General features: G+C 54.9%; 9 protein-coding genes. 6 read left to right on the top strand and 3 right to left on the bottom strand.

Going from position 1 to position 13,429, the window contains the following annotated elements; all coding sequences use genetic code 11:
- Positions 1–13 precede the first annotated feature (13 nt).
- The 5 genes from ABD971_RS30495 to ABD971_RS30475 all read left to right on the top strand — a co-directional run bounded on the left by ABD971_RS30495 (position 14) and on the right by ABD971_RS30475 (position 7,260).
- Positions 14–1,456: a DUF1501 domain-containing protein gene (locus ABD971_RS30495; protein ID WP_345327452.1), complete on the top strand. Its 1,443-nt coding sequence runs from the start codon at positions 14–16 to the stop codon at positions 1,454–1,456.
- A 468-nt stretch (positions 1,457–1,924) separates the two neighbouring features.
- Positions 1,925–2,338: a GntR family transcriptional regulator gene (locus tag ABD971_RS30490; RefSeq protein ID WP_339945700.1), complete on the top strand. Its 414-nt coding sequence runs from the start codon at positions 1,925–1,927 to the stop codon at positions 2,336–2,338.
- Between the two features lie 64 nt (positions 2,339–2,402).
- Positions 2,403–3,335 carry an ABC transporter ATP-binding protein gene (locus ABD971_RS30485; RefSeq protein ID WP_345327451.1) on the top strand — a complete coding sequence of 311 codons (933 nt, stop codon included), beginning with the start codon at positions 2,403–2,405 and terminating at the stop codon, positions 3,333–3,335.
- Between the two features lie 51 nt (positions 3,336–3,386).
- Positions 3,387–5,801, top strand: a complete 2,415-nt coding sequence (locus ABD971_RS30480) for a hypothetical protein (RefSeq protein ID WP_345327450.1) — start codon at positions 3,387–3,389, stop codon at positions 5,799–5,801.
- Between the two features lie 67 nt (positions 5,802–5,868).
- Complete coding sequence (locus ABD971_RS30475) at positions 5,869–7,260, top strand: hypothetical protein (protein WP_345327449.1); 1,392 nt, start codon at positions 5,869–5,871, stop codon at positions 7,258–7,260.
- 374 nt (positions 7,261–7,634) lie between these two features.
- Here the strand turns inward: ABD971_RS30475 and carA are convergent, their stop codons facing one another.
- The 3 genes from carA to ABD971_RS30460 form a co-directional block, all read right to left on the bottom strand.
- On the bottom strand, positions 7,635–8,759 hold the full coding sequence (gene carA / locus ABD971_RS30470; RefSeq protein WP_339945707.1) for a glutamine-hydrolyzing carbamoyl-phosphate synthase small subunit: 1,125 nt from the start codon (positions 8,757–8,759) through the stop codon (positions 7,635–7,637).
- A gap of 426 nt (positions 8,760–9,185) precedes the next feature.
- A complete protein-coding gene (locus ABD971_RS30465) occupies positions 9,186–10,970 on the bottom strand; it encodes a tetratricopeptide repeat protein (RefSeq protein ID WP_345327448.1) in 1,785 nt (594 codons plus the stop codon).
- A 240-nt stretch (positions 10,971–11,210) separates the two neighbouring features.
- Positions 11,211–11,678 carry a hypothetical protein gene (locus ABD971_RS30460; RefSeq protein WP_345327447.1) on the bottom strand — a complete coding sequence of 156 codons (468 nt, stop codon included), beginning with the start codon at positions 11,676–11,678 and terminating at the stop codon, positions 11,211–11,213.
- A 460-nt stretch (positions 11,679–12,138) separates the two neighbouring features.
- Between ABD971_RS30460 and ABD971_RS30455 the strand changes: the two genes are divergently transcribed.
- On the top strand, positions 12,139–13,407 hold the full coding sequence (locus ABD971_RS30455; RefSeq protein WP_345327446.1) for a hypothetical protein: 1,269 nt from the start codon (positions 12,139–12,141) through the stop codon (positions 13,405–13,407).
- The last annotated feature ends 22 nt before the right edge of the window (positions 13,408–13,429 follow it).

The raw sequence follows: 13,429 nt of genomic DNA, 5'->3' as shown, positions 1-13,429 counted from the left end.
GGATCCCCGAGGCATGAACGCCGCGGCCCTCAACGAGACAACTCGCCGCCATTTCTTTAGCCGCTGCACAATGGGCGTCGGCTCGATGGCATTGGCGTCGTTGATGGCCGAACGAGCGTCAGCGGTGCCGGCCCCTGCATCCAATCCGATGCAGCCCAAGCCGCCCCATTTTCCAGCCAAAGCGAAGAACGTCATCTTTTTGTTTATGGCAGGAGGTCCTTCGCAATTAGAGACGTTTGAATACAAACCCAAACTGACCGAGTGGAATGGAAAACCGATCCCTCAAAGCTTTGTCGAAGGGAAACGATTCGCGTTTATGGACAGCAGCCACCGCAGCAATCTGCTGGGCACGACTCGGACGTTTAAACGTTATGGAAAAAGCGGGGCTTGGGTGAGCGATCTGCTTCCGCATACGGCAAAGATTGTCGATGAGCTGAGCATCGTAAAAACTTGCAAAACAGATCTGTTTAACCATGCTCCGGCCAAGTTTTTCATGAACACGGGAAGTGGCCAATTCGGTCGACCGAGTATGGGATCCTGGGTGACGTACGGGCTGGGCAGCGAATGTGATGATCTGCCCGGATTCATGGTCTTGCAAAGTGGCCCGCGAGGACCACGTGGTGGCGCCGTGCTGTGGGGCAGCGGCGTGTTGCCGACCACCTATCAAGGAGTGCCGCTGCGCAGCCAAGGTGATCCGATTTTGAATCTGTCCACACCGCCATCGGTGCGTCAAGCGAAGCAGCGAGAGTTGGTGGATGCGGTGCGAGAGCTAAATCTAAAGCGGTTAGTCGAGACCGGCGACCAAGAGATTGCCACTCGGATCAATGCGTATGAGCTGGCATATCGGATGCAAAGTTCTGCCCCCGAATTGATGGATACCGCGGGCGAAAGCGCCGAGACGCTCGCGATGTACGGAATCAAGGATCCCAATGAATCGAGCTATGCGAGAAACTGTCTATTGGCTCGTCGTTTGGTCGAACGTGGAGTGCGGTTCATCCAGCTGTACCATACAAACTGGGACCACCATGGCGGCCCCACCGAGAATTTGCAAAAGCACTTGCCGGAAATTTGCCAGGAAGTCGATCAAGCCTCTGCCGCTCTGGTGATGGATTTGAAGCGTCGTGGTTTGCTGGAAGATACGATCGTGATTTGGGGCGGCGAGTTTGGCCGTACTCCGATGGGCGAAGTTCGCGAGAACACCGGCCGCAATCATCATATCGATGCGTTCACGATGTGGTTTGCCGGTGGCGGATTCAAGCCCGGGCAAGTATATGGGCAAACCGATGAATTTGGTTTTGGCCCGATTGAAAATCCGGTGCATGTTCATGATTTGCACGCCACGCTGCTTCACCAACTCGGTCTGGACCACCAGCGGCTTTCGGTGCGATTCCAAGGCCTCGATTTCCGGCTCACCGGCGTCGACCCCGCCCACGTCGTCAAAGACCTGCTGGCGTAAAGCGAGTGTTTTGTAGGCACGTAGGCCGGTCCGCAGCGAAGCGAAGTTCCGGCACCCAAGGGATTTGCCCTCCCGGCGCCGCCGGGAGGGTCGGAAAGCGAGCCTTCAGCGAGCTTTCCGGGGAGGGCGTCGTCGCAGCTAGATTTCGCCATCTACCTCTAGCACCCCGAGGCTCCACCGGTGAGCCTGCTCTGCTCGCTCTGAACTTTCCGAAACAAGTTTCGGGGAGGTGATGTTCTGGCATGGCGGCTGGCATGAACTCACCATCACGCTCACAACTGCCGAAAGTCTTCGCGACTTTCGCTACGGCCGCGCGGTCGGGCGGCCACGCGGCCGCGCGGATCTGTGTCACTACAGCGCGGCTTGATCCGGCCGGCCAAAAAAGTCTGAAAAAATTGCTTGACTCACGACAGCTTCGGCCTTACTATCACGCTAGTACACTACAACGCTAGTTATGTGGCAGTCGCTATGTTTTTCACGGTTGATCCGTCCAGCGGCGTGGCGATCTATCTGCAGATCGTTCGTCAAATCAAATTCGCCATCGCCGAGCAGACGCTGCGGCCGGGCCAGTTGTTGCCAAGCGTCCGCGTCTTGAGCCAGCAATTGACGGTGAATCCCAATACCGTTTCGCGCGCCTTTGGCGAGCTTCAATCCGAAGGCATCATCGAGCCGCTGAGAGGGCGTGGCGTGATCGTTTGTAACGGCGCCGTCGATCAGTGCCGGAAACAACGCAAAACGATCATTGCCGATCGTATCGTCGGCGTGTTGACCGAAGCGCTGCACGGCGGCTTGTCGGCCGACGAGATTCGGGCGATTGTCGACAAGAAACTGGTCACGCTCGAGCGTACCGTGAACACTGTTTCAAATGAGGCACCCGATTAACCAGCGTGATCTCTGCTGAAAGATATCTTTGCCGAACTGCCTATCCTTGGAAACGCCCTCCATTATGAATGACATCATCACTACCAAACAACTGACGATGCACTTTCGATCTTGCGATGCACTCCGCGGCGTTGACTTGACGATCAAACCGGGGACGGTATTTGCGCTGCTCGGGGAAAACGGCGCGGGCAAGACAACGTTGATTCGCATCTTGACTGGATTTCAGAAGCCGACCTCGGGTTCATGCCGCGTTTGTGACATCGATCCCACGTCGCAGCCACTGGAAGTACGCTGCAAAATTGGCTATGTCTCCGATGCTCCCGCCCTGTACGACTGGATGAGCGTTGCGGAGATTGGTTGGTTCGCCGCGTCGATTTACGGAGGCGACTTTCATTCAACGTATTTGGATTCGATTCGCCGATACGAGCTGCCTGCGGACCGCAAGATTCGTCATCTCAGTAAAGGCCAGCGTGCGAAAGTCTCGCTTTCACTTGCGATCGCGCATGATCCTGAATTGCTGATTTTGGACGAGCCCACCTCGGGATTGGATCCGATGGTTCGTCGTGATTTCTTAGAGAGCATGATTGATCGAGCTGCATCAGGGCGAACGGTTTTCTTGTCGAGTCATCAGATCAGCGAAGTCGAACGTGTCGCTGATACAATCGCGATTTTGCATGAGGGCCGGCTACGGATTTGTTGCCCGCTGAGCGAACTGAAGGACTCGGTTGTCGAATTGACAATCAGCCTGGACGATCCATTGGTTACGGTGCCAACATTACCCGATCCCGCCGAAGTTTTACGCGAAGAAACGTACGGGCGTCAGCGTCGTGTTGTGGTGCGAAATTATCAATCCGACATGCACACCGTGCTCACATCAGCCCCAGGGGTAGCGGGCGTCTCTGCACGAGATTTATCGCTCGAAGAAATTTTCATTGCCTACACCGACGGCTCGAGCCCGAGTCGCAATCAAGAGCATCCGGCGAAGTCGATGGTCTAGTTCTTAATCAATCAATGCTTCTGCGGTATGCACCCCTTATCTCTACCAGCCATGATGAATGCGAACTTGATGAACTTGAACCGCGACATGATCCGAGGATTGTACTGGAAGGAAACGCGGCAGCTGTTGCCGCTTGTATTTATCTTGGTAGCAGTGGGCGTGTTTTTGATGATGGTTTGGGGAACGACGCAAGACGCTCGAAATCCGATGGCCGACTATGCGCGATCGCTACCGCTAGTTCTACCCGCCTTGTTCGCTGCAGGAGCGGGGGCATTGTTGGTGGGACAAGAGAAAGAGCAACGCACGTTGTGGTGGTTGGTCTCGATGCCCGTCGTGCCGAAACAACTGATTGGGATCAAATTCACGGTAGGATTGATCGGGTTGGCGGTGATGTGGGTGATTTGCTGGATCTTGTTTTGGATCGTGCAATCTATCGACGGTGGCCCAAGTCGCTCGCTGATTCCGTATCTGACCTTTCCCACAGTCGCAGATTACGTTTTCTTGCATCTGCATTCGTTGTTCTTGTTGGCATGCGGCTTTTATACCGCATGGCGTATGAAAAGCACGTTTGCAAGTTTGCTTGCGATCGTGCCGCTGGCTAGTGTCCCTTTTGTGTTGCAATCGCTCGGTTATGGCTTTCGAAGCAAATGGGTTGGCCAACGGATGATCGATCCGCAAAGTGCCAATGCGGTAACGATTGGGACAACCTCGGTTGCGATCTTGATCATAACCTGGATGGCGTATCGAGCCGCTCAGCGGGCACTGTCACCGCGAGAACCGATCTTAGTTGAATCGTTTCCGAAGACCATCTCGCGTGTGACGTCATCTCCCAAAGCGAAGACCAACGCGGTTCGGACTCCGTATCGACTTGTGTTCAGTTCGCTGGTGTGGCAATCGGTGTATCACAACCGGATCGCGCTGCTTGCGATTGTTTTGCTGATGATGGCAGGAACGGTTGCGGGAGTGTTTGCCATCGTCGCTTGGTCGGATATTTCTTGGATACAACCGTTTCTAGGACTTGTTGCCTTCGCCGGGCTTGTCGGCGTTTCTTGGCTTGGGGTATTTGCATTCACGGGTGACGGCAGTGCTGCGCGGATGCGATTTCTATCGGACCGCGGGGTGTCGCCGACCGTGGCATGGTTGGGCCGACACTCGATCGGTGTGTGGATAGTGTCGCTCATCCTGCTGTTTTATACGGTTTTATCTTATAGCGTTATCAATCGTTGGCACCAGCACGTAGGGCCGTTGCCCTCGACCGCGATGATCTTCCTTTTGACGTTTGTTATTTACGGCGTCTCGCAGTGGATCAGCCAGTTGACTCGGCTGTTAGCGGTGTCCGCCGTTCTGTCTCCGGTCGTATCGATCGCCGCTGCTTATTGGTTGATCTACTGTGCCATTTTGTACGACGCGCCGTTGTGGATGATTCTGTTGTGCGGATCGTTTCCGTATTTTGCGAGTTGGCTACAGATGCGACGTTTCATGGACGAGATTCGCGGCCCATTGATGTGGACCACTGTCGTGTTGGCGGTCGTGTTGTTTGTGTGGCTACCGATGGTTCCCATGCAAATCGAAATTGCTCGTTTTCCGAAAATGTCGGCGGAACGTCGAGCGAATTTGCTGGCTCAAGCCAAAGCGGTTGGTCGTGTGTATGGTTACTCGGATCCCATCGTGTTGCATCCGTTCCCAGGCGAATCGTTCCAGAGTGACTTTTCGCAGAAAGAGACAGATCGGCTTCGGATTTTCGAACAACGATCGTTCTCACCAAGCGACGTTTTTAGGATCCCAGAAGTGCTGCCGGGGCACGACGGTGCAGCGAGCATTGACCAACACACGCTGTATAAGACGCTGGCTTTGGCAACCTACGCCAAACTAGAGTTCGATTCGAGCGAAAAATCCACTGAGGCGATTGAACAAATTGGTGACTGGTTTCGCGTATTAACAACGATCGTCGAGCGTTTGCGAAACAGCGAACGATTGCAGGACCAAGACTTTGCCGACCGAATCGAGATCTGGCTACGGGATGCGATTCATTCGGATTCGATCCAGCAAATCGGCGAGCGAGATTTTATCGAAACAACACGCAGTCTGTTGTCGGATCGCAAAGCTCGCTACGAGTCGCGTCGCAGGGCGGTGTTGCGATCATGGGCGACAAGGGAATCGGCGTCGGCGTTCAATGGACTAGGCGGCTACTCGGTCTCGTTTTGGGCCGAAGATATGCCGCCGGTAAAACGAGCGGCGGTCTATAAACATTTCGTTGATGCAGTCGCCGATGTCACGCTGCGAATGCTCGAGGCGGGAGAGGGCGGTGAGTCCACCGAACCGATGAGGCGAGAATTACACGGATTGCTGATTGGTAAAAACGTGCGATTCGAAGATGGACCGTATTCGGATCGAATTCGCAACCATCCCATCAACCAGCAGATTTATCCAGCCAGCCAATGGTACGCGGCGTGGGAAGTGGAGTGAGATGTTGGCTTGCTACTCGATGGCAACCGTTTATTGGTGATGAATGATGTTAATTGAGAATCGAATGATGAATATCAAACCTTCCCGCGAGTGGAGTTTGTACTTGTTGCTTGCGGCTCCCTTAGTCGCACTCTTGTGTGTGTTTGCACTGGGTGTAAAACGGGAGCGGGATGCTGCTGAGGCAGTCAACGCATCGCTGACAACTTTGACAAAGGATGGTCACCCGGTTGGCAATCACTCGCTTACGGAGTGGTTTGACAGCCACACCACGCAGCAAACATCCTCGCCGTGGGACGATATTTTGGTTGCTACCGATGGACTCCATATTCGGTTCAGTGACGTGCTGCCACTCGGCGAGGAACCGAGGCTCGAGCCAAACCAAGCATGGGCGGACGCGGAGATAATGCAGCGTTATGCCGAGCAGGCACGTCCCATTATCGAAGCCATCGAACGTGTGCCGACACACCCTAAGCCGGTTTGGCAACCGGTCGTATTTGAAGGTTTCCAGACAACGTACCCCGGTCTGGATGGGATGAGATCGATTAACCGGCTCCTGATGCGGGAATTCCGGGTGGCGGTCGATCAACAGGATCCTGCTCGTGCAATCCGTGCGTTGCAGTTAATGCTCAAAGTAGCGGACGCGTACGATTGGCAAATCGGGATTTTATCGGACCTCATCTATTTTGCCGTGGTCGAGGAACATCGAGCTCAAATTCGTGATTCGCTCGCGGTTGGATTTTGGAAGACAGAGGAATCGTTGTCGCAACTGCGTGACCAGGTCAATCGCGAGCAGGATCTGCATGAACGCTGGGACACCGCTGCGGCTGCAGAACGAGCGTTCCTGCTAGCTGAGTTTGGTATTACGTCGGATGGACCGAACTATTTCCTGCAAGAATCGGAAATCGACTTTTTCCCATTTGGATTGACCGACATGGCGGGTGAGTTGCTGATGGAACGCTATCAGCGGTGGGAAGATGCAGAGACGATCAAGGCATTTGAACCTTGGCCGCCGCAGGCAGGGGCGTTCCGCCATGAAGACGGCGAGGACATTTGGATGTTTAACATTCTTGCAATTCCGGTCTCCAACGCCGGGATATTCCTTGACAAATTTTTCGGCAATCCAAGCTCGGCGGCAGCGGGATTTTATCGCTTCGAATTGAACCGTCGCTGGACGCTGACGGCGATCGCGATTAAGCAATTTCAGAAGCGGTACGAGCGTTTTCCGAATGAACTTAGCGAACTAAGCGACGTCGGGCTAACGGAATCGGACTGGATGGTCAACTCGCAAGAGTCGTTTGGATACGAAGTGGGTAAGGGTGGTAAAGTCGCGTACCTGTGGAGTGTCGATTATGAGCGGGCTACGGGGCCTAACGGAGAACCAGTGGTGGCAATGGAGCGGCCGGTTGCATCAGACCATCGCAACGAAAAGATCGAAAAGTGGATGACCGAGATCCGCTAATCGTCCGGCTGCAGCGGAGTGACACTCCGGAACAGCGGAATTCACCCTCCCACTGGGAGGTTCGGCCGCGATAGCGGCCGTGGAGGGATGGTGACTTGGAACTTGCACCGTCAAGCTCTGACACTTCGAGGCCGCACCGGTGAACTTGCTTCGCTCGTTCTGACCTTCCCCCAATACAAGTTTCGGGGAGGTGAAGAATCAGCACGGCAGGTGGTGATGAATTGGCCATCAATCTCGCATCACGGTTCAAACGTGCTGCCCGCCAACGGCTTGGAAAGCCGAGCGACAATGGTAGGCCGAACTGGATTGGCCATCACACTCGCAACTGCCGAAAGTTTTCGCGACTTTCGCTACGGGTTAGGGCACTACATCGCTTATTTGGCGATTTGCTTTTCGAATCGCTCGAATAGATAGTGGCTGTCGTGAGGTCCCGAAGCAGCTTCGGGGTGATACTGCACTCCGAAGGCGGCATGTTCGCGGTGTCGCACGCCAGCGACGGTGTCGTCGTTCAAATTGCGATGGGTGACTTCCAAGCAATCGGGCAGCGATTTTTCGTCGACCGCAAAACCGTGATTCTGAGTCGTGATCTCGACTTTGTTGGTTTGGATGTCAAACACTGGCTGATTGACACCACGGTGTCCAAATTTCAATTTGAACGTCTTCGCGCCGCAGGCCAACGACAGAAGTTGATGGCCGAGACAGATGCCGAACACGGGAACTTGACCCAACAATTCTCGAATCGTGTGATGTGCGTACTCAAGCGGTTCCGGGTCGCCGGGGCCGTTGGAGAGGAACACGCCGTCGGGATTTTTTTTCATGATCTCGTCGGCCGACGTGTCACCAGGGACAATCGTGACTTGGTTTCCACGCGATGCGAAGTGACGTGGGATGTTCCACTTCATGCCGAAGTCCATGCAAACGACATGCGCCCCGCTGTTGGTTCGTTCGTGTTTGCCGACTTCCGTTTCGGTCCAATCGTCCAGTTTTTGATCCCACGCGACTGCTTTGGTGGGCATCACTTCGCGAACGATATCGCGGCCGACCAATCCCTGCGACGCTTTGGCCTTGTTGACCAAGCTTTCGTCATTCAGATCGCTGGTCGACAAAATGCCTCGCATCGCCCCGGTGGTTCGAATGCGGCGAACGAGTGCTCGCGTATCGATACCGGTCAACCCAAGGATGTTGTTCTTTTGCAGATACGACTGTAGATCGCCTTCGGCCCGATAGTTACTGAAGATTCGACTGTCCGAGCGAACGATGAAACCCGACAGCGATGGCGATTCGTGCTCGATGTCGATCGAGTTGACACCGTAATTTCCGATCTCAGGATACGTCATCGTGACGATTTGACCGCGATAACTTGGATCGGTCAAAATTTCTTGGTAGCCCGTCATCGCCGTATTGAAGACGACTTCCCCAGTCACCTCCCCTTCGGCACCAAACGCGTGTCCTTCGTAAACGGTACCATCTTCGAGCGCAAGTTTCGCTGGTTTGGGCATATCAGAAGCTGAGTGTTTTTGGTTAAGGGAACAAAATTCCGATAGCCATAGAATAGACACTTCTTGCAAATTTGACGAGGCGGGGTGCACCGTTGTGTTGGCAAGTTGACCGCAGAGCACCGCCCAGTGTCATCTGTTTCGGCACGACACGAGTGGCTGTTGTAGCGGTGCGGCGCAAGCCGCCCGGTCAAAATCGAACGTTTTACTCGCTGCAACCGGGCGGCTTGCGCCGCAGTCGCTACCAAAACGGAAATTATGGGGGGACGCCGCAGATCAAAGCGTCCTTACCGAATCGCACTCGGTATGGCCGGCCCTCCAACGAAAAAAGCCGCAATTTAAAGATTGCGGCTCGTGATCATAAGAAGGAGCTGGCGGCCTTTTGATGACTTCGACCGCCAACCGAGCATCGACTCGGGCGATCGAGGCTCAAGTATCGATCAAATCTTCGGGCGACAAGATCGGCACTTTGTTTTCCTCGACTTCTTGCTTTTCACGCCAAGGCTTGTTGTTGCGATAGCTTTCGAGTTCTTCTTTGAGCTGTTGGATCTGAACACTCTCTGCTTCTTCACCGAGTTCAACATCCTTTTCACCGAGTTCGACAGCCTTGCTGCTCCACTCGATTGCTTTTTCGAATTCACCCTTTTCGGCGTACCCGGCAGCAAGCGTACTGAGGATATGGGCCTCTTTGAACTCGGTCAGTTCGGCGGCGCGTTTTCCGTATTTGACAGCCCGCTCACCGTCTCGTAATTCGTCGTTGGGCGAGGTGGCGAGAACCCATGCTAGGTTATTGAGGATGCCAGGCAATTCCAGGCTGTCTTCGTCGGCCACTTTGGCTGCCCGCTCGTAGTCAGCCACGGCGTCGGCGTGTTCTCCGACACTGAGCAGTGCATCGGCGCGGGACCGCAGAACGGAAGCATTTTTGGGATCTCGGTCCAAGACGGCCGAAAGCGTTTCGATCGCTTGTCGAGGTCGGTCGTCTCGTAGGTACAGATTCGCCAATTGCAATTGACGCACGGTGCTGGTGGGATCGCGGTCGACCAACGTTTTCATATCGTTGATCGCATCGGCCATACGATCTTCTTCGACCGCAATCAAAACACGTACGACAATGGTTTGTTCGGCATCCGCGATTTGCGGGGCGATTCCCATGGCCGATTTCAGATCGCGTTTGGCGGCACGAATGTCGCCACGCGAAAGTGCAATTTCCGCTCGTTGCAACAGCGAAATCGGATCTTTCGGCTGCATCGCGAGTGCCTTGTTCAAATCAGCAAACGCCTCGTCTTCTTTGCCCTGCATGCGATACAAGATCGCTCGCATGCGATACATGCCTTCGCTTGGTTTGGCTTCGAGAGTTTTGGAGATCAGATCGACTGCATCGTCAACACGCTCGGCATCGAGCAATTGTTGCACTGCGGCTTGGGCGACCACCTGATTGCCTGGATCGATTGCCAAAATCTTCTCTAAATCGGCCATCGCACCATCGACATCATCGTTTTGCATCCGCAAACCGGCGCGTGCTTGCAACGCTTCGATATTGGTGGAATCGGCTTCGATGGCCGAATTTAAATCCGCCATCTTTTTGTCGTCATCTTCTTGAGCGACCGCACGCAAAACGTAGGCTCGACTCTGTTGGACCGGTTCATCCGTTAGCAGTTCGATGGCCTTGGACGTCGCTTCGGTCATTTCGTCGCGGTTGCCTTCGGGCAGCAAATTCAGTTGAGCGATCATTAAATACGCTTCGACGATCGATTCATCGCTCTTGGTTGCCTTGCGAAGAAACTCGAGTGCTTCGTCGCGAATCTGCAGCATACGGCGACCCCGTACTCGCTGCATCAGTGCCACCAAGTGTTGGCTTCGCTGAACCAGTACGCTGGCCAGCATTTTTTCGGCAAACGATTTGTTTTCTTCGTTCAGCCCTTTCGCTAGTGCGGATTCGAGCAATGTCGTTACCGCAGCGAGCTCTTCAGGCGTGTCGGCATCGATACGTTTGATCACTGCATCGTCGAATTCCGCTTGGCCCGCTCCGAAGGCTGATTCGGTTTTGGCCGCTTCGGATTTCCCGCCGCTGCCGCTTTTGCCCTGGGCGGCTGTAATATCATCCACCACCGCCACTTCTTGAGCCATCACCGGTTGGCTGGCATCCCCCAGTGTTAGCGTCAAGCTGACGAGAGCTACAAGGATCGCAATCCCAACTCGTTGCTGAAAAACCATCTATCGCAAATCCATTATCCGAGGCTGATCGATGGTGAAGAAAAGCTCTTCACCTGCGGCCATTATGACGTGATTTGCTCGTCCCGCGAAGACAGACTCCGCCTGCAGCTAAAGAAATCTTTAGAATTGCAGCTTCGACGCCTCGCCAGTTTGCGGCCGGTCGGAAGGTTCCGCACCGCTTTGTAATAGCAGCGGCGGCTCCCATGAGGCGGACTACGTGGGGCGGGGACCGATTCTGGCTTAGACCCCAACGCGTTCGTTGCGAAGTGCGTCGATTTCGTTTCTCAATTGCTCGTTCTCGTCTTTGAGCGAGTTCAGTTGCACCAAAACCAGGTTGAAATCGTCGGCCGCGGATAGCCAAAAATCGCCCGTGCGGAATTTGATGGCCTTGATCGACTCGCCACCCGCCAAGGCTGCCAAAGCGGTGCGTAGCCGATACATCGGTCCGGCGAATCGGTTGCTCATGACAAGTGTGTCACGCAAAAATACCGGCAAAAGCACAAACATCACGACCACAATCGGAGCTTGGGCGACCAGCGCAGATTGCAGCGCGTCCCAGAGCGGTTGGTGAATCACGGCGGCAAAAACGCGGACGCAGACGTTGATCGAGACCAAACACATCAGGAAAATCGCCCAGTGGCCAGCAACGCGGGCGGCAATAGACCATTGGACCTTGGGATCAACAAGGAATCGAGTTCGCTTGGACATAATGGTGTCGCTAATTGGGAACACGGATGGAATTTTGAGAGAATGGGTGTCGGAATCCTCCCCAGGTCCCTCAGCAGGACGAAACACTCCCCCCATCTGTTTTTTGGAACCTTTTCAATCTAGCACGCAATCATGGCTCATCCGGCGATTTACCTCCTTTCGCTCAGGCAAACCCCTTTTGGTGCCGGTTGGATCCCGCAAGGTCATCCTGATCGTTAAGACCCTCGCCAGAAGTGGGGAATCGCGATCACACCGATGGGCAATGCCAAACGCTGATGACGAATGAACCGATTACCCCAGTAGCAGCAATCGTCCGCAATCTTGCAATCAATCCGAACGTAGCTTTGGCTCTCCTACCCGTCCTGTCAAACTAAGCCCCTGTGTTTCGCAGATGGGACTCGACCTTTGGCGGGCAAGAGTACCGAATCTACACGTGAAGATTGATTGAGCCAGAAGCTTTGTGCCCGCTGAACTTTTTGCCGCCAAACACTCCGAACCGAGCGTCCATCCGATGAACAAACTTGATCCCGACTTTCGACCGGTGGGTTTCGTGTGGGGCAATGTCCCCAACAGCCATGTCCCCAACAGCCTGCGAAGAAAACCGAAATCGATTCTTGCAGCGATTTGGGTTTCCGCGATCCTGGTTGGCGGCGGCAGTGCACTGGCAGAGATGCCCAGCACACTGCAACAGCTTGGCCGCATCGTGGGTGCGGGTTGGGGCGACGGCTATCACGCTTGCAAATGTTCAGAGGGTGGTCTGTGTGCCGATTTTCCGCCTCGCCCCTATTGCCAGGGGAATTGCGACGGGCAGTGCGGACAAAACGGTTGCAATGGATGCGGTGACATCATTCCGTGCGATTCCGTGCCGTGCGACTCGCGGCGTGGATCGCTAAAGATGCCTGGACTCTTCGGACACGGCATCTTGGGTAATGTGAACGAGACCGGATTGGCGCTCAAAGCGGGATCTCAACCCGCCTGTCGTAACGTCCCGTGCAATGATTTGCATTGCAAGTCCCCTGGATGCAAGCTGAAACTGAAAGGCAATGTCAACGAAACTGGACTCGCTATTAAAGCGGCGGGAGGGCCTCGATGCAGTAACTCTTCCTGCGATCTGCCTCCGCGTCGCCACCTGTTTCATGCTCCGGTTGTCCGCCCACCTGTTTGCGATACCGCATGTGATGTGAATGATGGAACGACCCGCGAGTTTCCAGTGAACCACGACGGATCGGGCGGCTCGATTGAGCACACTCTGCCGCATCCTGTCACCGATTCTCCCTTCATCGAAATTCCCGCGGACTCGGCGATGAACCAGCCCCATCCGCACTTGGCTCCCAAATTGCTTGTCGAAGAGCTCGCCCCACCCGTGGTCAAATCCGAGAAACGAGTGGCTGTTTCGGTGCTGGCCGCTCCCCAGCCCAGCCCCGAGCCGGTGGTCGAAGTTCGTCGTCCCGTCCGGATCGCTCAAGGTAAGGTCAAGCCGAGATCGGCCCCATCGACCGCTTCGAGCCCAACATCGGTTGCGAGCCCAGCGACTGCTTCGAAACCAGCGCCTGCTTCGAGCCCAGCGACCACTTCAAGCCCAGCGCTTGCTTCGAAACTGCGAATTGCGATTTCTGATCCGTTGCCGAGCAACGTGCAAATCAATCGGTTTGCCGAAGCCGCAAGCGACGTGCCCGCAGAGACAAAACCAGAGGCTCGCAGCCCGCAGCGTTTGCCCATGGTCCGTTAGGATGAACACGGTGATGCAGCGG

This window comes from Novipirellula rosea, from assembly GCF_039541335.1.
Classification (GTDB): domain Bacteria; phylum Planctomycetota; class Planctomycetia; order Pirellulales; family Pirellulaceae; genus Novipirellula; species Novipirellula rosea.
This window is presented reverse-complemented; position numbering and strand designations above follow the sequence as displayed.

Coding starts and splice junctions, on each gene's coding strand:
- ABD971_RS30495 (WP_345327452.1), top strand. CDS start 14: ATGAACGCCGCGGCCCTCAACGAGACAACTCGCCGCCATTTCTTTAGC.
- ABD971_RS30490 (WP_339945700.1), top strand. CDS start 1,925: ATGTTTTTCACGGTTGATCCGTCCAGCGGCGTGGCGATCTATCTGCAG.
- ABD971_RS30485 (WP_345327451.1), top strand. CDS start 2,403: ATGAATGACATCATCACTACCAAACAACTGACGATGCACTTTCGATCT.
- ABD971_RS30480 (WP_345327450.1), top strand. CDS start 3,387: ATGATGAATGCGAACTTGATGAACTTGAACCGCGACATGATCCGAGGA.
- ABD971_RS30475 (WP_345327449.1), top strand. CDS start 5,869: ATGAATATCAAACCTTCCCGCGAGTGGAGTTTGTACTTGTTGCTTGCG.
- carA (WP_339945707.1), bottom strand. CDS start 8,759: ATGCCCAAACCAGCGAAACTTGCGCTCGAAGATGGTACCGTTTACGAA.
- ABD971_RS30465 (WP_345327448.1), bottom strand. CDS start 10,970: ATGGTTTTTCAGCAACGAGTTGGGATTGCGATCCTTGTAGCTCTCGTC.
- ABD971_RS30460 (WP_345327447.1), bottom strand. CDS start 11,678: ATGTCCAAGCGAACTCGATTCCTTGTTGATCCCAAGGTCCAATGGTCT.